The sequence below is a fragment of the Chromobacterium subtsugae genome, from assembly GCF_001676875.1.
In the GTDB taxonomy this organism is placed as follows: Bacteria; Pseudomonadota; Gammaproteobacteria; order Burkholderiales; family Chromobacteriaceae; genus Chromobacterium; species Chromobacterium subtsugae.
On record NZ_JYKA01000030.1, the window covers coordinates 1 to 23,699 of the forward strand.

27 protein-coding genes are annotated in these 23,699 nt (G+C 65.9%); 16 read left to right on the top strand and 11 right to left on the bottom strand.

Annotated features, from left to right (window positions below):
* On the bottom strand, positions 1-4,849 hold a 4,849-nt coding region (locus MY55_RS21655), incomplete at its 3' end, for an Ig-like domain-containing protein (RefSeq protein WP_065203034.1).
* Positions 4,850-5,068: 219 nt separating this feature from the next.
* Here MY55_RS21655 and MY55_RS21660 point away from each other — a divergent pair.
* Positions 5,069-5,845, top strand: a complete 777-nt coding sequence (locus tag MY55_RS21660; protein ID WP_043580959.1) for a class I SAM-dependent methyltransferase — start codon at positions 5,069-5,071, stop codon at positions 5,843-5,845.
* Here MY55_RS21660 and MY55_RS21665 read toward each other — a convergent pair.
* Genes MY55_RS21665 through MY55_RS21675 form a run of 3 tightly spaced genes read right to left on the bottom strand, consistent with a single transcriptional unit; the run spans position 5,837 to position 7,898 of the window.
* Positions 5,837-6,184, bottom strand: coding sequence for an antibiotic biosynthesis monooxygenase family protein (locus MY55_RS21665; protein ID WP_043580957.1), 348 nt, complete (start codon positions 6,182-6,184; stop codon positions 5,837-5,839). The genes MY55_RS21660 and MY55_RS21665 overlap by 9 nt on opposite strands.
* Positions 6,181-7,275: a cytochrome P450 family protein gene (locus MY55_RS21670; protein ID WP_047238502.1), complete on the bottom strand. Its 1,095-nt coding sequence runs from the start codon at positions 7,273-7,275 to the stop codon at positions 6,181-6,183. Before MY55_RS21670 ends, MY55_RS21665 begins: the two co-directional genes overlap by 4 nt.
* Positions 7,272-7,898 carry a DUF6058 family natural product biosynthesis protein gene (locus MY55_RS21675; RefSeq protein ID WP_052878133.1) on the bottom strand — a complete coding sequence of 209 codons (627 nt, stop codon included), beginning with the start codon at positions 7,896-7,898 and terminating at the stop codon, positions 7,272-7,274. The genes MY55_RS21670 and MY55_RS21675 overlap by 4 nt, the downstream gene beginning before the upstream one ends.
* 80 nt (positions 7,899-7,978) lie before the next feature.
* On the opposite strand from MY55_RS21675, the gene MY55_RS21680 reads away from it, so the two are divergent.
* Positions 7,979-8,686, top strand: coding sequence for an ArsR/SmtB family transcription factor (locus MY55_RS21680; RefSeq protein WP_043580954.1), 708 nt, complete (start codon positions 7,979-7,981; stop codon positions 8,684-8,686).
* Positions 8,687-8,692: 6 nt separating this feature from the next.
* On the opposite strand, the gene MY55_RS21685 is transcribed toward MY55_RS21680, so the two are convergent.
* The 3 genes from MY55_RS21685 to MY55_RS21690 all read right to left on the bottom strand — a co-directional run bounded on the left by MY55_RS21685 (position 8,693) and on the right by MY55_RS21690 (position 9,646).
* Positions 8,693-9,088 carry an acyl-CoA thioesterase gene (locus MY55_RS21685; RefSeq protein WP_043580951.1) on the bottom strand — a complete coding sequence of 132 codons (396 nt, stop codon included), beginning with the start codon at positions 9,086-9,088 and terminating at the stop codon, positions 8,693-8,695.
* A gap of 130 nt (positions 9,089-9,218) precedes the next feature.
* Positions 9,219-9,353, bottom strand: coding sequence for a hypothetical protein (locus tag MY55_RS24510; RefSeq protein ID WP_255361870.1), 135 nt, complete (start codon positions 9,351-9,353; stop codon positions 9,219-9,221).
* A complete protein-coding gene (locus tag MY55_RS21690; RefSeq protein ID WP_043580949.1) occupies positions 9,350-9,646 on the bottom strand; it encodes a DUF2325 domain-containing protein in 297 nt (98 codons plus the stop codon). Before MY55_RS21690 ends, MY55_RS24510 begins: the two co-directional genes overlap by 4 nt.
* Before the next feature lie 208 nt (positions 9,647-9,854).
* Here MY55_RS21690 and MY55_RS21695 point away from each other — a divergent pair, with 208 nt between their 5' ends.
* From MY55_RS21695 to MY55_RS21715, 5 genes are all read left to right on the top strand, one after another.
* The gene (locus MY55_RS21695) at positions 9,855-11,168 is read left to right on the top strand and encodes a Na+/H+ antiporter family protein (protein WP_065203035.1); all 1,314 of its coding nucleotides are present in this window, start codon (positions 9,855-9,857) and stop codon (positions 11,166-11,168) included.
* Positions 11,169-11,178: 10 nt separating this feature from the next.
* Positions 11,179-11,391, top strand: a complete 213-nt coding sequence (locus MY55_RS21700; RefSeq protein WP_043580970.1) for a SlyX family protein — start codon at positions 11,179-11,181, stop codon at positions 11,389-11,391.
* Positions 11,392-11,670: 279 nt separating this feature from the next.
* Positions 11,671-11,865 (top strand): hypothetical protein, encoded by a 195-nt coding sequence (locus tag MY55_RS21705; RefSeq protein WP_065203036.1) that lies wholly within the window; start codon positions 11,671-11,673, stop codon positions 11,863-11,865.
* A gap of 244 nt (positions 11,866-12,109) precedes the next feature.
* Positions 12,110-12,616 (top strand): hypothetical protein, encoded by a 507-nt coding sequence (locus tag MY55_RS21710; protein WP_043580941.1) that lies wholly within the window; start codon positions 12,110-12,112, stop codon positions 12,614-12,616.
* Between the two features lie 274 nt (positions 12,617-12,890).
* Positions 12,891-13,583, top strand: a complete 693-nt coding sequence (locus MY55_RS21715) for a hypothetical protein (protein WP_065203037.1) — start codon at positions 12,891-12,893, stop codon at positions 13,581-13,583.
* Positions 13,584-13,749: 166 nt separating this feature from the next.
* On the opposite strand, the gene MY55_RS21720 is transcribed toward MY55_RS21715, so the two are convergent.
* Complete coding sequence (locus tag MY55_RS21720) at positions 13,750-14,244, bottom strand: GNAT family N-acetyltransferase (protein WP_065203038.1); 495 nt, start codon at positions 14,242-14,244, stop codon at positions 13,750-13,752.
* Between the two features lie 19 nt (positions 14,245-14,263).
* Entirely contained in the window at positions 14,264-15,187 is a 924-nt protein-coding gene (locus tag MY55_RS21725) for a DMT family transporter (protein ID WP_065203039.1), read from the bottom strand.
* A 53-nt stretch (positions 15,188-15,240) separates the two neighbouring features.
* On the opposite strand from MY55_RS21725, the gene dapC reads away from it, so the two are divergent.
* The 9 genes from dapC (at position 15,241) to MY55_RS21770 (ending at position 22,089) form a co-directional block, all read left to right on the top strand.
* Positions 15,241-16,446: a succinyldiaminopimelate transaminase gene (dapC, locus tag MY55_RS21730; protein ID WP_065203040.1), complete on the top strand. Its 1,206-nt coding sequence runs from the start codon at positions 15,241-15,243 to the stop codon at positions 16,444-16,446.
* Positions 16,447-16,516: 70 nt separating this feature from the next.
* Positions 16,517-17,338, top strand: a complete 822-nt coding sequence (dapD, locus tag MY55_RS21735; RefSeq protein ID WP_043580965.1) for a 2,3,4,5-tetrahydropyridine-2,6-dicarboxylate N-succinyltransferase — start codon at positions 16,517-16,519, stop codon at positions 17,336-17,338.
* Positions 17,339-17,665: 327 nt separating this feature from the next.
* Positions 17,666-18,484 (top strand): ABC transporter ATP-binding protein, encoded by an 819-nt coding sequence (locus MY55_RS21740; RefSeq protein ID WP_065203041.1) that lies wholly within the window; start codon positions 17,666-17,668, stop codon positions 18,482-18,484.
* Entirely contained in the window at positions 18,477-19,262 is a 786-nt protein-coding gene (mlaE, locus tag MY55_RS21745) for a lipid asymmetry maintenance ABC transporter permease subunit MlaE (protein WP_043580934.1), read from the top strand. The genes MY55_RS21740 and mlaE overlap by 8 nt, the downstream gene beginning before the upstream one ends.
* Before the next feature lie 12 nt (positions 19,263-19,274).
* Positions 19,275-19,742 (top strand): outer membrane lipid asymmetry maintenance protein MlaD, encoded by a 468-nt coding sequence (gene mlaD, locus MY55_RS21750; RefSeq protein WP_043580932.1) that lies wholly within the window; start codon positions 19,275-19,277, stop codon positions 19,740-19,742.
* 93 nt (positions 19,743-19,835) lie between these two features.
* Positions 19,836-20,471, top strand: coding sequence for an MlaC/ttg2D family ABC transporter substrate-binding protein (locus MY55_RS21755; RefSeq protein WP_047244499.1), 636 nt, complete (start codon positions 19,836-19,838; stop codon positions 20,469-20,471).
* Positions 20,471-20,758, top strand: a complete 288-nt coding sequence (locus MY55_RS21760) for an STAS domain-containing protein (RefSeq protein WP_043580926.1) — start codon at positions 20,471-20,473, stop codon at positions 20,756-20,758. Before MY55_RS21755 ends, MY55_RS21760 begins: the two co-directional genes overlap by 1 nt.
* A gap of 1 nt (position 20,759) precedes the next feature.
* Positions 20,760-21,569, top strand: a complete 810-nt coding sequence (locus MY55_RS21765; RefSeq protein WP_043580924.1) for an MlaA family lipoprotein — start codon at positions 20,760-20,762, stop codon at positions 21,567-21,569.
* A gap of 181 nt (positions 21,570-21,750) precedes the next feature.
* Positions 21,751-22,089: a zinc ribbon domain-containing protein YjdM gene (locus tag MY55_RS21770; protein WP_043580922.1), complete on the top strand. Its 339-nt coding sequence runs from the start codon at positions 21,751-21,753 to the stop codon at positions 22,087-22,089.
* An 86-nt stretch (positions 22,090-22,175) separates the two neighbouring features.
* On the opposite strand, the gene murA is transcribed toward MY55_RS21770, so the two are convergent.
* Both murA and MY55_RS21780 read right to left on the bottom strand, forming a co-directional pair.
* Positions 22,176-23,429 carry a UDP-N-acetylglucosamine 1-carboxyvinyltransferase gene (murA, locus tag MY55_RS21775; protein ID WP_043580920.1) on the bottom strand — a complete coding sequence of 418 codons (1,254 nt, stop codon included), beginning with the start codon at positions 23,427-23,429 and terminating at the stop codon, positions 22,176-22,178.
* 10 nt (positions 23,430-23,439) lie between these two features.
* On the bottom strand, positions 23,440-23,685 hold the full coding sequence (locus MY55_RS21780) for a BolA family protein (RefSeq protein WP_043580919.1): 246 nt from the start codon (positions 23,683-23,685) through the stop codon (positions 23,440-23,442).
* Between the last annotated feature and the right edge of the window lie 14 nt (positions 23,686-23,699).

Genomic DNA, 23,699 nt, shown 5'->3' on the forward strand with positions numbered 1-23,699 from the left:
TCGGCGCATTAGGCGCAGTGGTGTCGATTGTGATGCTGTAGGCCGCCGACAGCGTGCTGACATTGCCGGCCGCGTCGGTCGCCGTCACCCGCGCGCCATGGTTGCCGTCCGGCAGATTGGCGCTCAGGCTGTAGCTCCACGCGCCGCTGCCGTTCGCCGTAGTCGTCCCGACCTGGAAGCCATCGATATACACCGTCACCGTGCTATTGGCCGGCGCGGTGCCCTGCAGCGTCGGGGTGTTGTCGCTGGTGATGCCGTCGCTATGGCTGCTGCCGGTGTCCGTCGCCGTGGTCAGGCCGCTGATTGCCGGCGTCGTCGGCGTCGCGGTATCGATGGTCACGCTGTAGGCGGTCGCCTGGCTGCTGACATTGCCGGCGGTATCGGTCGCCGTCGCGCGGATGCTGTGATTGCCGTCCGCCAAGCTGCTGGAAACGTTGTAGAACCACGCACCGGTATTGTCCGCGGTAGTCGTACCAACCGCCGTGCCATCCACATACAACGTCACCGTGCTGTTCGCCTCGGCCGTGCCTTGGACCGTTGGCGTGTTGTCGCTGGTGACGCCGTCGGAGCTGCTGCTGCCGGTATCGGTGGCAGCGGTCAGACCTGTCACCGTCGGCGCGCTTGGCGCGGTGGTGTCGATCATCACCGTGTAAGCAGTCGATACGCTGCTGTTCACCGAGCCGCTGGTTGCCATGGCGGTTATCGCATGGCTGCCGCTGGCGATCGGGTCACTGAAGGCATAGCTCCAGGCGCCGGTGCCGCTGGCGGTGGTGGTGCCCACCGATACGCCATCCACATAGATGGTGACGGTGCTGTCCGCTTCCGCCGTGCCGGTCACCGTCGGCGTGGCGTCGCTGGTGATGCCGTCGGAACTGCTGCTGCCGGTGTCGGTGCCCGCAGTCAGGCCGCTCACCGACGGCGTCGGCAGCTGGATGGCGATGTTGCGGGTGACGGCGGCACTGTTCACTTCGCCGTCGTTGACCACGAAGCTGATCACCCGGGTGGCGGTATTAGGCGAACCGGAGGTGTCGTTGTACGTTACCGCCTGCAAGGCTGCCTGCCATTGCGCCACTGTCGCGGTCGCGCCGCTGGAGGTCAGCGTCAGCACCCCGGTGCCGCTGTTGTAGCTGGCGACGATGTTGCCGTAGGTGGACGCGCTGGTATTGGTGAAGGCCAGCACGTCCTCGCCGCTGTGGAAGTTGCCGGTGATCGACACCGTGCCGCTCGCCAGCGTGGTGTTGTCGCGGTCGGACACCGTGATGCCGCTGTCCACCGCCACCGGCGTCGGCGTGCCGCTGAGGGTATAACTGCCGTTGGCGCCGGACACGGTGGCGATCGGCGTCTGGTCGGTGTCGGCCACCGTCACGCTGCGTGTCGCCGTGGCGCTGTTCTTGGTGCCGTCGTTGACCACGAAGCTGATGGTGCGCGTGGCGTTGTTGGGCGTGATCGCGCTATCGGTGTAAGTCACCGCGCGCAAGGCCGCCTGCCACTGCGCCAGCGTCGCGGTCGCGCCGCTGGAAGTCAGCGTCAGCACCCCGGTGCCGCTATTGTAACTGCCGCTGATATTGCCGTAGGTGGTGGAGTTGGTATTGCTGAACGCCAGCGTGTCTTCCGCGCTCTGGAAGTTGCCGGTGATCGACACCGTCGCGCTAGCCAGCGTGGTGTTGTCCAGGTCGGACACCGTGACGCCGCTATCCACCGCCACCGGAGTGGAGGTGACGTTGTTGCCGGCGGTGAACGCGGCGCTGCCGCCGCTGGCGGTGAGCAGCGGCGTCTGGTCGGTATCCGCCACCGTCACCGTTTTGGTGGTGGCGGCGCTGTTCTTGGTGCCGTCGTTGACGACAAAGCTGATGGTGCGCGTCGCGCTGTTCGGCGTCACCGCGCTGTCGGTGTATTTGACCGCGCGCATGGCAGCCTGCCATTGCGCCACCGTCGCCGTCGCCCCGCTGGAAGTCAGCGTCAACACCCCGGTGCCGCTGTTGTAGCTGCCGACGATGTTGCCGTAGGTGACGGCGCTGGTATTGGTGAAGCTGAGCGAGTCCTCGCCACTGTGGAAGTTGCCGGTGATCGATACCGTGCCGCTGGCCAGCGTGGTGTTGTCGAGGTCGGACACCGTGATGCCGCTGTCGACCGCCACCGGCGTGGAGGTGGCGTTGTCGCCGGCGGTGAAGGCCGTGCTGCCGCCGCTGGCGGAGGCGATAGGCGTCTGGTCGGTATCCGCCACCGTCACCGTCTTGGTCACCGCCGTGCTGGTATTGCTACCGCCGTCCTGCACCTGGAAGCTGATGGTGCGGGTGGCGCTGTTCGGCGTCACCGCGCTGTCGGTATACGTCACCGCCCGCAATGCGGCCTGCCATTGCGCGATGGTGGCGGTGGCGCCGCTGGAGGTCAGCGTCAGCACACCGGTGCCGCTGTTGTAGCTGGCGCTGATGTTGCCCATGGTGCTGCCGTCATTGGTGAACGCCAGCACGTCCTCCCCGCTGTGGAAGTTGCCGGTGATGGACACGGTGCCGCTGGCCAGCGTGCTGCTGGCGTTGTCGGTGACGCTGACGCTGCCGTCCACCGCCACCGGCGTGGAGGTGGCGTTGTCGCCGGCGGTGAAGGCCGAACTGCCGCCGCTAGTGCTCAGCAGCGGCGCGTCGCTGATTGCCAGCGTCACGCTAGACGCCGAGCTGGTGCCGCCGCGGCCGTCGTTGACCGTCACCTGCACAGTGCGGGTGGAGGTATTGGGCGTGCCGGCGGTGTCGTTGAAGGTCAGCGCGTTGACCAGCGTGCCCACCCTGGAGGCAGTGGCGTTGCTGTTGAAGTCGACGATCAGATCCTGCCCGCCGCTGCCCACCCCGCTGCTGTCTATGGTGCCGACCGCTACGCCGCCTACCGACACCGTACTGCCGGAGTTAGTGCCGTTGCTGAGCGTGACCGTGCCGGCGGTGCTGATGCCTAGCACGTCCTCGCCGCTGTGGCCGTTGGCGGAGATGTGCACCGTCAGATTGCCGCCGTTGAAATTCGAAGTATCGCTGTCGCTGACCGTGGCCGCGGTGCCGGTGTCCAGGCTCACCGCGCCGCTGCCGGCGTAGTAGGTATTGCTGTCGCCGTTCAGGTTGCTGATCACCGGCGCGCTGTCCGCCGCCACGGTGACGGTCTTGGTCACCGTGGAACTGGTGTTGCTGCTGGCGTCGGTGATGGCGAAGCTGAGGGTGCGGGTGCTGGTATTCGGCGACAGCGAGCTGTCCCGGTAAGTCACCGCCTCCAGCGCCGCCTGCCACTGGGCATTGGTGGCGGTGGAACCGCTGGAGGTCAGCGTCAGCACCCCGGTGCCGCTGTTGTAGCTGCCGCTGATATTACCCATGGTGCTGCCGTTATTGGTGAATGCCAGCACGTCCTCGCCGCTGTGGAAGTTGCCGGTAATCGATACCGTGGCGCTGGTTTGGGTCGAGGCCGCGGTATCGCTGAGCGTGATGCCGCTGTCCACCGTCACCGCGTTGCCGTTGCCGGAGCTGTAGGCGCTGCTGCCGCCGCTGGCGGTCAGCGTCGGCCCCGGGAAATGGAAGGTGGTGGCGTTGATGGCGCCGATGCCGACCAGGCCGGTGACGTTGTGGCCATTGGCCGCGATCACGCGGAAGGAGTCGATGCCGACGAAATTGCTGTTGCTGGACACATTGAAGGTGACCGGCGAGCCGTCGTTGTCGATGTCGCTGACGCTCTGGCTCAAGGTGGCGCCGGCGACGGCGGAACCGTTCAGATAGCCCACCAGCTGCATGGTGCCGCCGTTGAAGGTGGAATCGTAGCCATTGATCACTACGGTGATGGAGTTCAGCGTGAACAGGCTGCCATCGTTGGGCTTGACCGAGAAATAATTGATCTGCTTGACGCCGTTGCTCAGCGCGTCGACGGTTTCCGTGGAGCTCGAACCATCCTTCTCGACGATGATCATCTCGTTCTGACCGTCGCTGTTCGAGTTCATGTTCATGGTGAAATTCCAGCCAAGGTAATTGCTTACCGTCAGCGTGGCGTTGCCGGTGGGCACCACGGTGGTGGAACCGTCCAGCGAATCGAAACTGGTGGTGCCGGAAGTCGGTTGCGTCAGCAGGCCGTCATAGCCCGACAGGTCCAGCGTCGCCACGTGCAGCTTGCCGGTGGCGTATTCCAGCGTCCAGTCGCCGCCCAGGCTGGCGGCGCCGGTAAGGTCGGTAGAGCCGGCTGTCACGCGGCCGCTTTCCTGCGCGATCGCATTGACCAGCGCCGCGCCGTCGCTGCCTTCGGCCACATCGCAGCCGTAAAGCAGGATGTCGCCGCCGGGGCGCAAGGCCTGTCCTATCGTGGCCAATTCCGCCTGATAGCTGGCGACATTGGCCGTCGTCAGCTGCGTCGTGCCCAGCTGCAGATCGTTTTCCTGGCCGTGCGACATGATGTGGATGGCGCCGTAGCCGCTGTGGGTTTGCGCCCACTGCGCGATCTGCGCCAGGCCGTCCTTGCTGCTGTCCAGAATCACCACCTGGTAATTGGACGGCAACTGCGACACCAGGCTTTGCAGATTGGCGACGTCGTTTTCGACGAACACCACTTGCGGCACGTTGGCCGCGCCGTCGCGCGCTCCGACCGCGCGCGGCGCTTCTGCGGCCGACTGCGCCGCGGCGGCGGCCGGCCTAGCCTCGCCGTGATGCTGCTGCGCGCCGGCGTCCTGCGGGTCGTGCATCACGCCGACATGCTGCGCGACATGGTTGGCGGTGGCAGCCACTGCGCCGTCAAACATCATCCGGGGCTCCAGCGCCTGCAACAGCAAGCGATTGGCCGGACGGGCCGCCTGTTTGGCCGCCTGCTGCCGGCCTGCCGATTTCCACCATGCCATGATGACTCTCCCGACCACTGCCGACGGCCATCGCCGCAGCATGAATAAAGGACGTTCAACTAGATAAATAGACTAGTTGCCCGCATAAGAACATGTTGTTCGGGTAAATAAGCTTTAGATAAATTTACTTAGCAAACGCCAGTCGGTGGCCACTCCCATCCCGGCTTGCGGCAAACAGGCGCATCCCGTATCGTGCGCAACAGTTTTCAAGGAATGCCGATGACCGCCACCCCGCTCTACTGCGCCGAAGCCGCGCGCATCGATGCCGCCCGCCTGCTGGCCGACCGTTTCCAGCTTCCCCTGATCCGCCAGCGCCCCGCCGACGGCTATTGGCTGGAGTTGGGCGCGGAACGGCTGGAGCTGGTCACCACCGGCAAGCACGGCGCGGTGTATGCCGAATTCGTCGAGGGCGCGGCGCGCCATCGCCGCGAGCAGGGCGGCGGCCGCGGCCAGCCGGTGGCCAAGGCGGTGGGCCTGAAAGGGGCAAAAGATTTGCCTTACGTGGTGGACGCCACCGCCGGCCTGGGGCGCGACAGCTTCGTGCTGGCCACGCTGGGCTGCCGGGTGACGATGGTGGAACGCTCGCCGGTGGCGGCGGCGCTGCTGGCCGACGCGCTGGCGCGCGCGGCGCGCGACGACAGCACCCGCGACATCGCGGCGCGGATGACGCTGGCGCACGCCAACTCGCGCGACTGGCTGGCCGGCCTCGCCGACGATCAACGGCCGGACGTGGTGTTCGTCGACCCGATGTTCCCGGACACCGACAAGAAAGCCGCCGCCGCCAAGAAAGACATGCAGGCCTTCCAGCAGGTGATAGGCGACGATATGGACAGCGCCGAATTGCTGGCCGCCGCCATCGCCGCCGCCAAGGTGCGGGTGGTGGTGAAAAGGCCGCGCTTGGGCGCGGCCATCGAAGGCGTCAAGCCATCGGCGGTGCTGGACGGCAAGTCCACCCGCTTCGACCTGTACGTGATCAAGGCGCTGGCGTCAGCCTGAGTGCGCGGCGCGGCTGTCGCCGGGTGCCTGCGCCCGGTCGTCCATGCCGTAGTCGCGCACTACCGCCGCCACCCGCAGCCGGTAATCGGCGAAAAACTTTCCCCGCCCCGCCGCCTGCGCCGCCCGGTGCGATTCCAGATTGCGCCAGGCCGCCACCGCCTCCTCGTCGCGCCAGAACGACAAGGACAACAAAGCATCCGGCCGCGCCAGGCTCTGAAAACGCTCTATCGAGAGAAAACCGTCTACGCCGGGCAATGTCTCCGCCAGCCGCGCCGCCCACTGCAGATAAGCATCTCGGCCGTCCGCCGTCGGCGTGGCTTCGAAAATCACTGCGATCATTTGCTCTCTCCCGCGCCGAAGCGGCGCATTCTGATATTCGGCGGCCCCTGAAAAACGATGCCGCCGCCCAAAGCCCGCCAATCCGGACGGCTTGCCTCCAACGCGTCCAGCGCGCCGCAGGCGATCGCCAAGGCCAGCCCTTCGCCCGGACAGGCATGCCGGCCGCGGCCGAAATCCAGCGCCTCTGCTGGTCCCGCCGGGTCATGCGCGGCGGCTGCCAGCAACACCAGCACCTGGTCGCCGGCCTTGAGCCGCTGCCCGGCCAGCTCGACATCCTCCGCCACGAAGCGGCGGGTGTGATGCAGCGCCGGATCGACGCGCAGGCGGCGCTTCCACTCGCCCGCATCACGCCAATCCCACGGTCCCTCGCAACGCCAAGCGATGCCCGCCGACAGCAGCCCGGCGCCGGCGTCGCGGCTCTGGAATAGCGCGCCCAGCAGATTGGCCGCCAATGCGGCCTCGTCCAAATCCACAAAAGCCTCGCGCCAGCGCCGCAGCCAGCCATTCACAGGCAAAGACGCCAATTCGTCGAGCAAGGCCCAGCAGGCTGCAGCGCCCTGCTCCCGCGCCGCATCGTCGGCGTCCGCCGCCAGCGCGCGGCAAAGCAAGGCAATGCCCTCCCCCACAGCGGACAGGCGCGCCGCAGGCCAACCCAGCGCCGCGGCCAGCGCGGCGACAGGCAGCAAGTCGATCAGGCCGTCTATGCGGCGGCCGCTCAACTCGCCCTCGGACAAGAAGCGCGCCGCGAGCGCTGCCGCCACCCCTTCGACCTCGCTTAAGGACAAGGCCGCCAGACTATCCCTCACCGCGCGTCGCAAACCGGCATGCGCCGCGCCCTCGCTCATCCGCAGCCAGCCGCCAAAGGCCTGGCCCAGAACCGAGCCGTCGATGGCGGGCGGCACCGGCTGCCCGCTCGGGCGCACCCGGCAGACCGGACTGTCCAGGACCGCGCCGACGGCGCGGTGCGACGCCGCCAGCCATATCCCCAAGGCCTCGTCGTAATGCCAGCCCTTCTCCGCCAGACTGCGGTAGTAGGGATAGGGGTCAGGATGGCGCGCGGCCATCAAAACGTTTTGCGGCCAGGCGCTCATGCCGCCTCTCCCAGATATTTTCGCTTCACCGCATCCACGCAGCGGGCGCGGGAGCTAGCCGCCTGCTCATCAGGCGCGAACAAGGCGCTGACCGCGTCCAGCAGGTCCACCGCCCGCCACAATAAAGGAATGTCGGCAGCCGGCACGCGCGCCAGCCGCTGGCCGTCGGTCAGCCTGTCGATCACGGCGATGGCCGCGCCCTTGGCCGCGATCTGTTCGATTCGCCCCTGCCGGGTGCATGCCCCGTACACCCCAGCCAGGAAATGCGCCCACTCCTCATCCAACGGCGCTTCGCTCTCCGCCGCGATGCCTTCGGACGCCAAACGGCGCAACTCGGCGCGGTAACGCTGATCGAAACGCCCCCGCAGCGCGGCGGCATCCGCATGCTCCGCCTCGATCAGCCATTCCATCATCGCTCGCGGATACCAGGCCAGCTCGCCGCGCATCCGGCGTTCGCCGAAATGCGAGGACGCCATGCCCGATCCGGACAGTCGATAAGAAGGCAAGGGCATCCGCCCCGCCTGTTGCAGCTCGCGCAGGCGCTCGGGCGCGCTGCGGCAGCGAAACAACAACTGCGGCTCGCTCAGAAAATGGCTTTGCAGATAATCCAACAAGGCCTGCATGGCGAAACTCCTTGGCTAGCGCTTTCAATGCCGTTATCGTAGCCATCCCTTCCCCATGATGTTTCACGCTGGAGTGAACCATGATCGCCGCCCATCTCCCGGACATCAGCCGTCTGGCCAGCCTGCTGGCCGACCCCGGCCGCGCCCGCATGCTGCTGTTGCTGCTGGACGGCAGGAGCTATCCGGCCAGCGAACTGGCTCAGCACGCCGGCCTCAGCGCCCAGGCCGCCAGCAACCACCTGGCCAAACTGCTGCAAGGCGGCGCGGTGAAAGTGGAGCGGCACGGCCGCCATCGCTACTATCTGCTGGCCAATGCCGCCATCGCCCAGGCGTTGGAGGCGCTCAGCGCGGCGGCGCATGGCCACGATCTGGCCAAGCCGGCGGCCAGCCGGGTGGCGCCGACGCTCAGGCTGGCGCGCACCTGCTACGACCACTTGGCCGGCAAACTGGGCATCGCCGTCGCCGACGGCATGCAGGCGAGCGGCTGGCTGGCGCTGAACGGGGAGAGGCAGTTCGAAGTCACCGCGGCGGGGCGCGGCTGGTTCGCCGAGGCGTTGGGCGTGGCCGAGCCGGCGAGCGGCCGCCGGCCGCAGGCGCGCGCCTGCCTGGACTGGAGCGAGCGGCGGCCGCACCTGGCCGGCGCCTATGGCGCGGCGCTATGCCGGGAGTTTCTGGCGCGCAGCTGGGTGGAGCGGCGGCAGGATAGCCGCGCGCTGAGAATCACGCCGGCCGGGCTCGCCTTCTTGCGCGAGCAATGGGGCATCCGGCCGGAAACGCTGGCGGAATAGTCCGCCTCAGGCGGTCAGCCGCTCGGCGAAGCCTTCCGGGATGGCCGGGCGGCCGCGCTCGTTGATGGCGGTACCGATCACCAAGCCATCCAGCGCCACCTTGCCGTCGGCCTGGCGGATCACTTGCTGGCGAAAACCGAAACGCACTTTGGAAACAGCCTCGAACGCCACGGTGACGATGAATTGGTCGCCGCTGGTCAGCGAAGCCTTGTAATCCATTTCCGAACGCACCACCACCAGATTGACCTTGTCGCGCGCCAGCTGGGCGAAGTCTATGCCCTTGGCCAGCAGAAACTCATGGCGGGCATGTTCCAGGTAATTGAAATACACGCCGTTGTTGACGATGCCCTGCATGTCGCATTCGTAGTCGCGCACCTTGAATTCAACGGAAAAAACCGACATCTGACGCTTCCTTGCTGATGAAATGGAAAGCCCCCGCCCGGCGGCCGCGCGGCGGCGGAAGCGGGGCGGGGAACGGCGGGCAGTTTGGCAGAACGGCGGCGGCAAGGCCAGCCGTGCCGGAGGCGGCGGTTCAGCGCGCGGGAGGAATGGGTGGCTTGGCGGGCGCCGGGCGGTTTATCTTCAGCCACTCCACCCGCGGCAAAGCCTGCTGGGCGGTTTGCTTCAGCTGCCAGGCCAGCCAGTTTTCATTGCCGGAAAAGATCATGCGCTGCGGCTCCAGCCATGGCGGCGCAGCCGCTGTTCCACCGCGGTGGCGGAGCGGCGGCAGGCCAACACCGGAATCCCCAGCGCGGCGGCGCTGTCGCGGTAATGCCGCATCACGTTGTGGCCGAGGAAGTCGGTCAGCAGGATCAGCACGTCCGGCTTGCCCGGCAGCGCCGCCTTGCGCTGATGCGCGACGTTGCGCCCGCAGATGTGGCGGGCGATGCGGATATTGTAATGCTGCAGGACTTCCGGGATATTGCCCAGGCTGTCCGCGCCTACCAGTAGCGCCTCCATCTTGCCTCCTAGCCGTGTCGCACGGATTCAGGTGATGTCCTGACTGTAAATCCCGCTTGTAATTTCTTCTAGTAATATGAAATTTTAATCCTATCTCTTTTTAATATATAAAGACTGTCTAATGCCGCCGCGCTCGACAGCCCGGACAAAACCCGCTACCCTCGCCGCCCCGCGCCGTCGCGCATAAGCCACTGATTTGTCTATACAAATGAATGCCGTTGTCCTTGCCGTGGGCGCCATGCTCACTCTGGCGCTGCTGCGCACCCACGTCGTCATCAGCCTGCTGCTGGGCGCCCTGATCGGCGGCCTCGCCGGCGGCCTGTCGCTGTCCGCCACGCTGACCGCCTTCAACAACGGCATCACCGGCGGCGCCTCGGTGGCGCTGTCCTACGCGCTGCTCGGCGCCTTCGCCGTCGCCATCGCCAAATCCGGCCTGCCGCACGCGATGGCCGAACTGGCGGTGAAGCGGCTGGAGCACAGCAGCGGCCACGGCCGGCTGAAATGGACGCTGATCCTGCTGTTGGGCTGCGTCAGCGTCGCCAGCCAGAATCTGGTGCCGATACACATCGCCTTCATCCCGATGCTGATTCCGCCGCTGCTGTACGTGATGGCGCGGCTGAAGCTGGACCGCCGGCTGGTGGCCTGCGTGATCACCTTCGGCCTGGTGACGCCCTATATGGTGTTCCCGGTGGGTTTCGGCGACATCTATCTGAAGCAGATCCTGCTGGGCAACGCCGCCAAGGCCGGCATGGACATCCGCGGCATCAACGTGATGCACGCGATGGCGATCCCGGCGCTGGGCATGGTGGCCGGCTTGCTGTCGGCGGTGCTGGTCAGCTACCGCAAGCCGCGCCAGTATTCGCTGGGCAAAATAGAAAACGCCGAGCGCACCCGCGCCCGCGTCAGCCCCAAGTCGCTGGCCACCGCGCTGGCGGCCATCGTCGCGGCGTTCTCGGTGCAGCTGTACACCGGCTCGATGATCATGGGCGCGCTGGCCGGCTTCCTGCTGTTCCTCGCCACCGGGGTGGTCAAGTGGAAGGACGCCGACGGCGTGTTCAACGAAGGCATGAAGATGATGGCGATGGTGGGCTTCACCATGATCACCTCGCAAGGCTTCGCCGAAGTGCTGCGCGCCACCGGCGAGATCGCCCCGCTGGTCAAGGCCGGCGCCGCGCTGTTCGAAGGCCAGCGCCCGCTGGCGGCGCTGGCGATGCTGGCCATCGGCATGACGGTGACGCTGGGCATAGGCTCGTCGTTCTCCACCGTGCCCATCCTCACCGCCATCTACGTGCCGCTGTGCGCGCACCTGGGCTTTTCGCCGCTGGCCACCGTGTCCATCATCGGCACCGCCGGCGCCTTGGGCGACGCCGGCTCGCCGGCATCCGACTCCACCATGGGGCCGACTTCCGGCCTGAACCTGGACGGCCAGCACGACCACATCCGCGACACGGTGATCCCCACCTTCCTGCACTTCAACCTGCCCTTGATGGCGGCCGGCTGGATCGCGGCGATGGTGTTGTAGAATAGGCGCCATGGATACCGATATCGACACCCGCCTGGCCGAGCTGGAAGTGAAGCTGGCGTTCCAGGACGAGCTGCTGGACGCGCTGAACGCCACCGTGGCGCGCCAGCAAAAGGAAATGGAATTGCTGCAACAGCAGATGCGGCTGCTGTACCAGCAGCTGCGCAGCAGCCAGCCGGACAACGGCGCCGGCGGCGGCCACGAGATTCCGCCGCACTACTGAGCGCCCGGCGATGGCCCAGCATCCGCAGACTTCGCCCGCGCCATCCGGCCGCCGCTGGGCGATTGCGGCTGGGCGATAGGCGGCAGCACGCTGCTGGCGGAAGCCGGCCTCGCGCTGCAACCGCGCGACCTGGACCTCGTCTGCAGCGAGGCGGCCTTTCCCGCCGCCTACCGCGCGCTGGCGGCGCGGGCGCGCGACATCACCCCGGCTCCCCATCCTCGCTTCGCCACCGCGCGCTTCGCCCGTTTCGAAACCCCGGACGGCCTGCAGATAGACCTGATGGCCGGGCTGCGCATCCGCTCGACCGACGGCATTCATGATCATCCGTTCCGGCAGGACGCCATCCGCTGGCGCGGCGGCCTGCCCTGGTGTCCGCTGCGCGGCTGGCTGGACATGTACCGGCAAATGGGGCGGGAAGAACGGGCGCGGCAGATTGAGCGCCTGCTGGCGGACCCGGCGGCGCGCCTCATCTGAAAACCGCAATTGCTAATTCGAAATGCCGATAACAAACCATTGATTTTAAAAGTATTTATAGCGCAAATACTCCCGTTTGGCCGCTGTCCCTCCGCCCACTATCGCCGTCGTCCCTCCCCAGCTACTCTGGCCTTGTACCGCCGCGCTTCATCGCGCCAATCCACCCAGGGGCAAACCATGACGTCCAACTTCGCCGCGCGCCGCGCAGCCTGCTGTTGATTCCCACTCTTCTCAGGAGCACGACATGGCACACCCCATCGCAGTCAATGTCCCGGCCAAACAGGAAATCGAAGCCGTCGACGGCGTGGTCAAGCAATTGAAGGAGTATCAGTCCAAGAATTGGGCCATCGGCCTGAACGGCGACAACCTGGCGCCGGACAGCTTCCTGGCCTTCTTCACCGAGCGCCAGCTGCCGTTCAGCTACTACGTGCGCGCCCAGGGCGTCAGCGTCGGCGAGCCGGCCGCCTACCAGATCAATACCGACACGCTGAACCATTATGTCGGCCTGATCCGCAGCTCGGAAGGCATCGCCGTCCACGGCGTGATAGAACAGCTGAACCGCTACAAGGCCAATAACTGGGCGATCGGCCTGAACGGCACCACGCTGCAGCCGGACGACTTCCTGCCGTTCTTCGACACCCGCGGCGTGGCCTTCGCCTACTACGTGCGCAGCGGCGGCGTCGAACTGGGCGCGCCCAGCGCCTACGATGCCAATATCAAGGCGCTGCAACAGTATCTGCAACAGCTGTAACCGCCGCTCGCTCGCCGCCCGTTTCCAATAGCGGGCGGCGAGTCTTTTCGCATTTCCAAAGAAATAATTCATGCCTGAAACATGAATTCATTTAATCCGTGCATTTCCAAACATGGACTGGCAAAATGCCGCGCCGCATGCCGAACCATGTCCATACATGTTGAATTAACTCCCTCTTCAATGCATCCCATTAAGATAAATTGACTGTATGAGTCATTGGGCGCGCGCTTCTTAAAATAACAACTCTCGCTCCGTGAGACGCAAGGAAATACCCATGCTGTGGAAAAAATTAGCCGTTCCCGCCGCTGTTCTTTTAGCCGCATTGCTGACAGGATGCGCGACTCCGACCAAGATGGCCATGTCGGAAAACCCCGCAGCCAAGCCATCCCAGGATAAAGCGGTATATTTGATGACGGCCACCATCAAAAATGCGTACAAGCCATCCTTCCAACCCGATCTGCTGGTGACCCATTTTGAAAAAAATGGCGGCGCCACCTCGGCGGACCGAATCAATTTCGTGATGGATGAACTGGCGAAAAATAAAAATGACGCGGCAAAAGACGGGCATTCCTATTTGCTTCGCTTCGAGCTGGACAAAGGCAAATATAATCTTCGCGGCATGACTGCGATGGCCAATGCCTTTATTGTCATCGGCAATTTCTTTATCCCGCTGCATCAAGAACTCAATGCCAACGAGCCAGGCCTGTATTACCTTGGCCATGTGCAGGCGGACGTCCGCGAACGCCAGGGAAATGAATTCCGCGCCGGCCCGCCGATCCCGCTGATCGACCAAGCCGCTACCGGCGCCTCCGGCGGCACATTCGACGTGGCGATCCAGGACGCGTGGGAAACCGATGAAGCCAAGTTCCGCAAACGCTTCCCGGGCCTCGCCGACCAAACCATCCACAAAGCCATCCTGCCGCCGTTTGATCGCGCCGCCGCGCAGAAATGGTGGGAAGACCACTAAACGTCGGCAGCGAAGCCATCACCCACTGCGGCGGCTGAGCTGATCCGTCGCAATATGGCCCGGCATGCCCGGGCCTTTCTGTTTCAAGCGCGGCACGCCGCTCGCCATCTTCTTGGACACTGGCCCATACGCGCGGCATGCTGGCCTATCAAGCTGGCCGGCTAGGCTATTCCGCCTCGCCCAGCCACTTGTACATCACCAGGCAGTCCACCAAACCATGAACGGCGTGGCGATAGGCGCGCGGCAAGCGGCCGACCGTCTCGAAGCCCAGCTTGCTCCACAGCGCCACCGCCGCCGCGTTGCTGGCCACCACGCTGTTGAACTGCAGCGCCAGAAAACCGCGTTCGCGCGCGCGCCGCTGCGAGTGCTCGCACATCGCCCGCGCCACGCCCTTGCCGCGCGCCGCCGGCGACACCATATAGCCGCAGTTGCCGACATGGCCGCCGGGCCCGGCGGCGTTGGCTTTCAGAAAATAGCTGCCGAGAACCGCGCCGTCCTCTTCGGCCAGCCAGGTTTCCAGCGGCGCCTCGCACCACAGCGCCCGCGCCGCCGCCTCTCCCATCGCCGGGTCGAAAGCGTAAGTCTCTTGCGCCGCGACGATGTCGCGGAATATCGGCCAGAACGCCGAGAAATCGGCCGGCGTCATCCGCCTGATCAGCATTTTGCCTCCCGGGTGGCCGTCACGCCGCCGGCTGCGACGGAGGATGGTGGTGAGGGTGCGGCGCCGGATGCGTCATGTCGCCGGACAACAGGCTGGCGCCGGCGATCAGCGCGCCGCCCAGCCATTCCTGCATGCTCATCGCCTCGCCAGCCAGCAAGTAGGCCGACACCGCGGCGAACACCAGCTCCATCAGCATCAGCGTCATCGCCTGCGTCGCCGGCAGGATGGACAGCCCGTGTTGCGAGATCACGCTGGTGCACAGCAGCACCACGCCCAGAATGGCCAGGATCAGCCAGCTCTCGGCCGGGATTTCCAGCATCCTGTGCAATTCGCCGCTGCGCAGCAGGCTGACCGCGCCGATCAGCGCCACCCCGAACCAGATGGTGGCCGACTTCACCGCCACCGGAATGGTGTGCAGCTTGCGGCTGACCACGTTGCCGAAGGCGAAGGCTAGGCCGCCGGACAGCGCCAGCCACTCGTAGGAGTGGGTCAGCGGCAGCTCGCCCGCCAGCAGCCCCGGCCGGTAGATGAACACGAAACAGCCGAGCAGCGACAGCGCCACCACCATCCAGCCGCTGCGCGTCAGCCTTTCATGCAGCAGCAACCGCGACAGCAGCGCGGTCCACAGCGGCGACAGGTAGAACAGCAGCAGCACCCGCATCACCTTCCCTTCCGCCACCGCCATGGTGTAGCTGAAATTGCACCAGCCGAACACCAGCATCAGCAGCAGCAGCGGCGGCTCCAGCCGGAACTCGCGGCGGTAGACCTTGAAAAACACCGTGACGCCGACCGCGATGGTGATCAGATAGGTGGCCAGCGAAGCCATCGGCACGCTGACGCCGCTGGCCTTCAGGCTGCGAAACGGATACCACATCAGCGCCCACACCAGCGCGGTGGTGAGGATGCCGGAGGTGGCGAGAAATTTTTGTTTTACAGGTGTCATGGCTGTTCTTAAGATGATTGATTGCCCGTGCCGAATTTCATGGAGACGCCGCGTTGAACCCACGCCTGGCCCAACTGCATCCTTATCCGTTCCAGCGCCTGGCCGCGCTGCTGGCTGATTGCCGCCCGCCGGCCGAACTGCCCCACGTCAGCCTGGCGATGGGCGAACCCAAGCACCCGGCGCCGCAGCTGGTGAAGGACGCGCTGTGCGCCAACCTGTCCGGCCTGTCCGGCTACCCGGCCACGCAGGGCTCGCCGGCGCTGCGCCAGGCCTGCGCCGACTGGGCGGGGCGCCGCTACGGCGTCGCGCTGGACCCGGTGCGCCAGGTGCTGCCGGTCAACGGCAGCCGCGAGGCGCTGTTTTCGCTGACGCAATGCCTGATAGACGCCGACGGCGGCGCGAAACCGGTAGTGGTCTCTCCCAATCCGTTTTACCAGATTTACGAAGGCGCGGCACTGCTGGCGGGGGCCGAGCCCCATTACCTGAACTGCGAGGCGCGAAACCGCTTCCAGCCCGACTGGGACAGCGTGCCGGACGAAATCTGGCGCCGTGCCCAGCTGCTCATCGTCTGCAGCCCGGGCAATCCCACCGGCGCGGTGATGGGTCTGGCCGACTGGCAAAAGCTGTTCGCGCTGTCCGACCGTTACGGCTTCGTCATCGCCAGCGACGAATGCTATTCCGAAATCTATTTCGACGCGCCGCCGCTGGGCGGCCTGTCCGCCGCGCGGCTGTCCGGCCGCTCTTTGGAGCGGCTGGTGATGCTGACCAGCCTGTCCAAGCGCTCCAACGTGCCCGGCATGCGCTCCGGCTTCGTCGCCGGCGACGCGGCCATCCTGGAAAAATTCCTGCTTTACCGCACCTATCACGGCAGCGCGATGAGCCTGACGGTGCAGGCCGCCAGCCAGGCCGCCTGGAACGACGAAGCGCACGTCGAGTCCAACCGGGCCGCCTACGCCGCCAAGTTCGCCGCGGTGCTGCCGCTGCTCTCGCCGGTGCTGGAGGTGGAAATGCCGGAGGCCGGCTTCTACCTGTGGGCCAAGGTGCCGGGCGGCGACGACGCCGCCTTCGCCCTCGCGCTGTTCCAGCAGCAACACGTGACGGTGCTGCCCGGCAGCTTCCTGGCCCGCGACGCCCATGGCGCCAACCCCGGCCGCGGCTACATCCGCATCGCCTTGGTAGCCGGCCAAGATGAATGCGTGGCCGCCGCGCAAAGAATTGTAGAATTCTGCCGTACGCAATCCGCCGCCCTGACGGCGTGAAACACCGCAACCCGACAGACAAGATCAAATAATGACGACATCCATCCACATTGCCAAAGGACTGAACCAGATGCATCCGATCCAAAGCCTGATCGAACAGGCATTCGAGAACCGCGCCGAAATCACCCCCGCCACCGTGTCGGCGGAACTGAAGGCGGCGATAGACCAAGTGATCGCCGAGCTGGACAGCGGCCGCCTGCGCGTCGCCGAGAAGCAAGGCGCCGACTGGGTGGTCAACCAGTGGGTGAAGAAGGCCGTGCTGCTGTCGTTCCGCATCCGCGACAACGCGGTGCAAGACGACGGCGTGTCGCGCTACTTCGACAAGGTGGACACCAAGTTCTGCGACTGGAACCAGGCCCGCTTCCAGGAAGCCGGCTTCCGCGTGGTGCCGGGCGCGGTGGCGCGCAAGGGCAGCTTCATCGCCAAGAACACCGTGCTGATGCCGTCCTACGTCAATATCGGCGCCTACGTCGACGAAGGAGCGATGGTGGACACCTGGGCCACCGTCGGTTCCTGCGCCCAGATCGGCAAGAATGTGCACCTGTCCGGCGGCGTCGGCATCGGCGGCGTGCTGGAGCCGCTGCAGGCCAACCCGACCATCATCGAAGACAACTGCTTCATCGGCGCGCGCTCGGAAATCGTCGAAGGCGTGATCGTCGGCGAAGGCTCGGTAATCTCGATGGGCGTCTACATCGGCCAATCCACCAAGATCTACGACCGCGAAACCGGCGAAGTGATGTACGGCCGCGTGCCGCCGGGCTCGGTGGTGGTGTCCGGCAACCTGCCGTCCAAGGATGGCAGCCACAGCCTGTACTGCGCGGTGATCGTCAAAAAGGTGGACGCGCAAACCCGCAGCAAGACCAGCATCAACGAACTGTTGCGCGGCGTCTGAACCGTGGCTGGCCGCGCCGGCGCTTGTCCGGCGCGGTTTTAAGGCAAATAACTTGACTCTCAAGTCAAGACAAACGCATTGCGCTGCGGCAAATTTGCACTCAGTAACATAGCGATATTTGGCGGCACGCCCGCAACGCTATAAAATCCAGCTATTCGAGACTGGATGGCGCGCCACCCCCCAAGCTGCCCGCCCGGCACCGCAGAGTGGCGGCCCCTCCTCACCCGTGTCGCGGCTCCGCTCTGCCGCTGCGGTGAAGCTCGCGTGAATTTCGCCGTCTCACCGGGGTCTCAACAAGACTCCTCTTGCAAGCAGTTTGGAATTTTCGTGTCCTCAGACCATTTCATCGAATTCAGGAACGTCAGCTTCGCCTACGGCGACCGGCCCATCCTGAAAGATCTCACCTTGGGCGTGCCGCGCGGCAAGCTGGTGGCCATCATGGGCGGCAGCGGCAGCGGCAAGACCACCCTGCTCAGGCTGATTTCCGGCCAAATCCGCCCGCAAGCGGGCGAAGTGCTGATAGACGGCCGCGACATCGCCAGGATGAGCCAAGCCGAGCTGTACCAGCACCGCCGCCGCATGGGCATGCTGTTCCAGTTCGGCGCGCTGTTCACCGACCTGTCGGTCGCCGACAACGTCGCCTTCCCGCTGCGCGAGCACACCAAGCTGCCGGAAAACATGATCCGCGACCTCGTCACCATGAAACTGGAGGCGGTGGGCCTGCGCGGCACCCAGAAGCTGATGCCGGCCGAACTGTCCGGCGGCATGGCGCGCCGGGTGGCGCTGGCGCGCGCCATCGCGCTCGACCCGCAGCTGATGCTGTACGACGAGCCGTTCACCGGGCTCGACCCGATCTCGCTCGGCGTGATCGCGCTGTTGATCAAGAAACTCAACGACGCGCTCGGCACCACCGCGGTGATGGTGACGCACGACGTGCACCAGTCGCTGGCCATCGTCGACCACGTGCTGTTCGTCGCCAATGGCCAGATCATCGCCCAGGGCTCGCCGGACGAAGTCCGCAACTCCGATTCGCCGTGGGTGACGCAGTTCATCAACGGCGAGGCCGACGGCCCTGTGCATTACAACTATCCGGCGGCCAGCTCGCTGGCCGCCGACCTGGGGCTGCAAGGGGGCGCGCATGCTTGATTTCCTGACTTCGCCGCTGCGCCGGCTCGGCCACGCCACCATCAACGCGGTATGGCGGCTGGGCTTCGCCGCCCGCTTCCTGGCCGCCATCCTGCTCAACAGCGGCCAGAGCCTGCTCAGGCTGCAGCTGACCATACGCGAGATCTACTTCGCCGGCGTGATGTCGCTGATCATCATCGTCGTCTCCGGCCTGTTCGTCGGCATGGTGCTGGGCCTGCAGGGCTACACCACGCTGGCCAAGTTCGGCTCCGCCGACGCGCTGGGCGCGATGGTGGCGCTGGCGCTGCTGCGCGAGCTGGGCCCGGTGCTGGCCGCGCTGTTGTTCGCCAGCCGCGCCGGCAGCGCGATGACCGCCGAAATCGGCCTGATGAAGACCACCGAGCAGCTGGACGCGATGAGCGTGATGGCGGTCAACCCGATGGCGCGGGTGATCGCGCCGCGCTTCTGGGCCGGCGTGATCTCCATGCCCATCCTGGCCGCGCTGTTCAACGTCGTCGGCGTGTTCGGCGGCTATCTGGTGGGCGTGGTGATGATAGGCCTGGACGCCGGCACCTTCTGGTCGCAGATGCAGGGCAATGTCGACCTGCACTACGACGTGATCAACGGCCTGATCAAGAGCCTGTGCTTCGGCGTCGCCATCACGCTGATCGCCGTGTTCGAAGGCTACGACGCCACCCCGACCGCCGCCGGCGTGTCGGCCGCCACCACCCGCACCGTGGTCACATCGGCCTTGGTGATCCTGGCGCTGGATTTCGTGCTGACCGCCTTCATGTTCTAGGAAAAAAACCGAATGAAACGCTCTACCATTGATTTATGGGTCGGCATCTTTGTTGCTCTGGGCATCGCCGCCGTCGCCTTCCTGTCGCTGAAAGTGGCCAACCTGACGCCGCAGAGCGCGTCGCAAACCTACGTCGTCTACGCCGACTTCGACAACGTCGGCGGCTTGAAGGTAAAAGCGCCGGTCAAGGAGGCGGGCGTGCTGGTGGGCCGCGTGGCCGACATCCGCCTGGACCCGAAAACCTACCGCGCCCGCGTCGCGCTGAACATCGACAAGACCTACCAGCTCAGCGACGACGTCAGCGCCTCCATCCTGACCTCCGGCCTGTTGGGCGAGCAATACATCGGCCTGCAGCAGGGCGGCTCGGAAACCACCCTGGCCGCCGGCGGCACCATCACCATCACCTCGTCGGCGATGGTGCTGGAGCAGTTGATCGGTAAATTCATGACCGGATTTTCCGGCAAAGACGCAAGCAAATAGCGTCGCAAGCGGGCAACCCTCCACGCGGGCATCCGCGGCCGGCGCTGGCCGCCGCTCTGCTCCGCATGAACTGTGAAACATGGAATCTTGCAAATGAAAAAACTGTTTACCCTGTTCTGTCTGATCGTCGGCCTGTCGTCCACCCAGGCCATCGCCGCCGCCGACTCCCCGGTTGAAATCATCAAGGACGGTTCGCGCCAGGTGCTGGACATCCTGAAGCAGGACAACGGCAAGAACACCAAGCAGGTGCGCCAGCAGGCCGAAGCCGCCGCCGTGCCGCTGTTCGATTTCCCGCGCATGACCGCGCTGGCGGTCGGCCTGGGCTGGCGCCAGGCCACCCCGGAGCAGCGCACCCAGCTGACCCAGCAGTTCCAGACCCTGCTGGTGCGCACCTACTCCACCACCATGACCCGCTTCAAGGCCGCCCAGGTCGACGTGAAGGCCAACCCGGCCCTGTCCGCCAACGGCCGCGACACCACCGTCAAGACCAGCGTCACCCTGCCGGGCAACGCCAACCCAGTGTCGGTGGATTACGTGATGTACAAGGGCGACAAGGGCTGGAAGATCTACAACGTCAGCGTCGAAGGCGCCAGCCTGGTCACCGTCTACCGCAACAGCTTCAACGAAGAAATCCAGAAAACCGGCGTGAACGGCCTGATCAAGCTGCTGCAGGACAAGAACGCCACCCCGGCCGCCGCCGCTGCCGCTGCCGGCAAGGGCAAACCCTGATGCTGAAGACCACCGCCCCCGGCGAGGCCAGCCTCAGCGGGCGCATCGACATGGCGGCCAGCGCCGGACTGGCGCGCGCGCTGGCCGAGCTGGCGGCGCGCGGTCCGCTGCGGCTGGACCTGTCCGGCATCGAGGCGGCCGACTCGTCGGCGCTGGCGCTGCTGCTGCAGGCGCGCCGCGCCGCCGCCGCCGCCGGCCACGCGCTGACCTTCGCCGGCATGCCGGCGGGTCTGGCCACCCTGGCCGGCCTGTACGATCTGGGCCCCCTGCTATCCGCCGGAGAGTGAAATGCGCCGCATCCTGCCCCTAGTCGCCATTCTGCTGCTGGCCGGCTGCGCCAGCGCGCCGGCCACGCCGTACGACCCGTACGAGCCTTACAACCGCACGATGTTCAAGGTCAACGACACCGCCGACCAGTGGGTGCTGCGCCCGCTGGCCCAGGGCTACCAGAAAGTGGTGCCCTCGCCGGTGCGCACCGGCGTCGGCAACTTCTTCGACAACCTGAAGGATGTCTACAGCTTCGCCTTCAACGTGCTGCGCGCCGAGCCGGAAAAAGCCGCCAACGACTTCATGCGCGTGGCGATCAACTCCAGCTTCGGCTTGTTCGGCCTGATCGACATCGCCGACCAGGCTGGCCTGAAGAACAACAAGACCACGCTGGGCGACACGCTGGCCACCTGGGGCTGGAAGAGCAGCAACTACTTCGTGCTGCCCTTCTTCGGCCCGTCCACCGTGCGCGACAGCGCCGGCCTGGGCGCGTCGCTGGCCGGCCCCGGCCCGGAGCGGCTGGTCTACCACAACAGCCGGGAGGCCATCGCCTTCTACGGCGTCTACGGCGTCAGCACCCGCGCCAAGTATCTGGGCGTGGACGGCTTGCTGGACACCGCCGCGGTGGACCGCTACAGCTACACCCGCGACGTCTACATGCAGCTGCGCGCCAAGCAGCTGGGACAGCCGGATCCGACCCAGCCGGCCGACAACCTGAACCTGGACGAACTGATGGACTCGCCGGGACCGGGCGGCAAGAGCGACAGCTCCGCGCCGGCCGCGCATGCGGTGGAGAGTTCGGCGCCGGCCGCGGCCTCCGCCGCCCAGTAAGGCCGCCGTCGACCGGACCAGCGCGTCGCCCTGTGGGCGGCGCGTTTTTTTTGCCGCCTGGCGCGCGGCATCCGTGCGCGGGCAAGCGGCCATGGCGCGAGTAGGGTTACAATACCCCGGCCGCCCTGGCGCCAAGCGCAGCCTGGCGGCCGTTTTCATTCTCAATTTGTCAGGAAACACCATGAGTCAATTGCCCGCCTGCCCGCAATGCGGATCGGAATACACCTACCAGGACGGCGCGATGTTCGTGTGCCCCGAGTGCGCGCACGAATGGAACGAGCAAAGCGCCGCGCCAGCCGAGGAACAGCGCGTGGTGCGCGACGCGGTCGGCAACACGCTGCAGGACGGCGACAGCGTCACCGTGATCAAGGATCTGAAGGTCAAAGGCTCGTCGCTGGTGGTCAAGGTCGGCACCAAGGTCAAGAACATCCGCCTGGTGGACGGCGACCACGACATCGACTGCAAGATCGACGGCATCGGCGCGATGGGCCTGAAGTCGGAATTCGTCAAGAAAGCCTGAGTCCGCCGCCCGCCCGGCTCCGGGCAAAGAAAAACGCCGCGCTCCCGATGGAGGCGGCGTTTTTTCGTCTGCGCGAATGGGGCGGATCAGCTGATGCGTTCGATCAGCGCGCCGACGGCGCCCAGCTTCTTCTCGATATGCTCGTAGCCGCGGTCGAGGTGGTAGATCCGGTCGACGATGGTTTCGCCTTCCGCCACCAGGCCGGCGATCACCAGGCTGGCGGAGGCGCGCAGGTCGGTGGCCATCACGGTGGCGCCGGACAGCTTGTCCACGCCCTTGACGATGGCGGTGTTGCCTTCCACTTCGATGTTGGCGCCCATGCGGTTCAGTTCCGGCACGTGCATGAAGCGGTTCTCGAAGATAGTCTCGGTCACCACGCCGGCGCCTTCGGCCACGCAGTTCAGCGTCATCAGCTGCGCCTGCATGTCGGTCGGGAAGGCCGGGTACGGCAGCGTGCGGAAGTTGACGGCCTTCGGACGCTGCTTCATGTCCAGCGAGATCCAGTCGTCGCCGCACTCGATCAGCGCGCCGGTTTCCTGCAGCTTGTCCAGCACCGCTTCCATGCTCTTGGGCGCGGCGTTCTTCAGCACCACGTGGCCGCGGGTCATCGCGCCTGCCACCAGGAAGGTGCCGGCCTCGATGCGGTCCGGCATCACCGAGTAGTCGGCGCCGTGCAGGCGCTCGACGCCCTCGATCACCAGGCGGTCGGTGCCGATGCCGGAGATCTTGGCGCCCATCGCCACCAGGCAGTGGGCCAGGTCGGTCACTTCCGGCTCGCGGGCGGCGTTTTCCAGCACGGTGGTGCCTTCGGCCAGGGTGGCGGCCATCAGCAGGTTCTCGGTGCCGCCAACGGTGACCATGTCCATCACCACGCGGGCGCCGCGCAGGCGCTTGGCGCGCGCCTTCACGTAACCGTGCTCGATCGACACCTCGGCGCCCATCGCCACCAGGCCCTTGATGTGCTGGTCGACCGGACGGCTGCCGATCGCGCAGCCGCCGGGCAAGCTGACCGTGGCTTCGCCGAAGCGCGCCAGCGTCGGGCCCAGCACCAGGATGGACGCGCGCATGGTCTTCACCAGATCGTACGGCGCCACCAGGCTGTCCAGCTGGCCGGCGGTGATCTCCATCTCGTGGACATTGTCGGTCATCACCCGCACGCCCATGCCCTGCAGCAGCTTCTGGGTGGTGGCGATGTCGCGCAGCATCGGCACGTTGGTGAAACGCATGGTGTCGCCGGTCAGCAGGCTGGCGCACAGAATGGGCAGCGCGGCGTTCTTGGCGCCGGAGACGCGGATTTCGCCGTTGAGCGGGCCGTTGCCGATGATTTTCAGTTTATCCATGGTGTGGCTTTCAAGCTTGCAGTTTGGCCCACTCGTCCGGCGTGGCCGCCTTGACGATGGAGAGCGCGTGGATTTCGTTGCTGGCCAGGCGGGCGGCGATCACTTCCTTCACCATGCGGTGGCGGTCGATCAGGCGCTTGCCCTCGAAGGCGGCCGAAACCACGGTGGCGTAGAAGTGGTGGCCGTCGCCCTCCACTTTCAGGTAAGTGCATTCGAGGCCGGCCTCGATGTATTGCTTGACTTGCTGTTCGGTCATTGCGGGAATCCAGA

Coding starts and splice junctions, on each gene's coding strand:
- MY55_RS21660 (WP_043580959.1), top strand. CDS start 5,069: ATGACCGCCACCCCGCTCTACTGCGCCGAAGCCGCGCGCATCGATGCC.
- MY55_RS21665 (WP_043580957.1), bottom strand. CDS start 6,184: ATGATCGCAGTGATTTTCGAAGCCACGCCGACGGCGGACGGCCGAGAT.
- MY55_RS21670 (WP_047238502.1), bottom strand. CDS start 7,275: ATGAGCGCCTGGCCGCAAAACGTTTTGATGGCCGCGCGCCATCCTGAC.
- MY55_RS21675 (WP_052878133.1), bottom strand. CDS start 7,898: ATGCAGGCCTTGTTGGATTATCTGCAAAGCCATTTTCTGAGCGAGCCG.
- MY55_RS21680 (WP_043580954.1), top strand. CDS start 7,979: ATGATCGCCGCCCATCTCCCGGACATCAGCCGTCTGGCCAGCCTGCTG.
- MY55_RS21685 (WP_043580951.1), bottom strand. CDS start 9,088: ATGTCGGTTTTTTCCGTTGAATTCAAGGTGCGCGACTACGAATGCGAC.
- MY55_RS24510 (WP_255361870.1), bottom strand. CDS start 9,353: ATGATCTTTTCCGGCAATGAAAACTGGCTGGCCTGGCAGCTGAAGCAA.
- MY55_RS21690 (WP_043580949.1), bottom strand. CDS start 9,646: ATGGAGGCGCTACTGGTAGGCGCGGACAGCCTGGGCAATATCCCGGAA.
- MY55_RS21695 (WP_065203035.1), top strand. CDS start 9,855: ATGAATGCCGTTGTCCTTGCCGTGGGCGCCATGCTCACTCTGGCGCTG.
- MY55_RS21700 (WP_043580970.1), top strand. CDS start 11,179: ATGGATACCGATATCGACACCCGCCTGGCCGAGCTGGAAGTGAAGCTG.
- MY55_RS21705 (WP_065203036.1), top strand. CDS start 11,671: ATGGCCGGGCTGCGCATCCGCTCGACCGACGGCATTCATGATCATCCG.
- MY55_RS21710 (WP_043580941.1), top strand. CDS start 12,110: ATGGCACACCCCATCGCAGTCAATGTCCCGGCCAAACAGGAAATCGAA.
- MY55_RS21715 (WP_065203037.1), top strand. CDS start 12,891: ATGCTGTGGAAAAAATTAGCCGTTCCCGCCGCTGTTCTTTTAGCCGCA.
- MY55_RS21720 (WP_065203038.1), bottom strand. CDS start 14,244: ATGCTGATCAGGCGGATGACGCCGGCCGATTTCTCGGCGTTCTGGCCG.
- MY55_RS21725 (WP_065203039.1), bottom strand. CDS start 15,187: ATGACACCTGTAAAACAAAAATTTCTCGCCACCTCCGGCATCCTCACC.
- dapD (WP_043580965.1), top strand. CDS start 16,517: ATGCATCCGATCCAAAGCCTGATCGAACAGGCATTCGAGAACCGCGCC.
- mlaE (WP_043580934.1), top strand. CDS start 18,477: ATGCTTGATTTCCTGACTTCGCCGCTGCGCCGGCTCGGCCACGCCACC.
- mlaD (WP_043580932.1), top strand. CDS start 19,275: ATGAAACGCTCTACCATTGATTTATGGGTCGGCATCTTTGTTGCTCTG.
- MY55_RS21755 (WP_047244499.1), top strand. CDS start 19,836: ATGAAAAAACTGTTTACCCTGTTCTGTCTGATCGTCGGCCTGTCGTCC.
- MY55_RS21760 (WP_043580926.1), top strand. CDS start 20,471: ATGCTGAAGACCACCGCCCCCGGCGAGGCCAGCCTCAGCGGGCGCATC.
- MY55_RS21765 (WP_043580924.1), top strand. CDS start 20,760: ATGCGCCGCATCCTGCCCCTAGTCGCCATTCTGCTGCTGGCCGGCTGC.
- MY55_RS21770 (WP_043580922.1), top strand. CDS start 21,751: ATGAGTCAATTGCCCGCCTGCCCGCAATGCGGATCGGAATACACCTAC.
- murA (WP_043580920.1), bottom strand. CDS start 23,429: ATGGATAAACTGAAAATCATCGGCAACGGCCCGCTCAACGGCGAAATC.
- MY55_RS21780 (WP_043580919.1), bottom strand. CDS start 23,685: ATGACCGAACAGCAAGTCAAGCAATACATCGAGGCCGGCCTCGAATGC.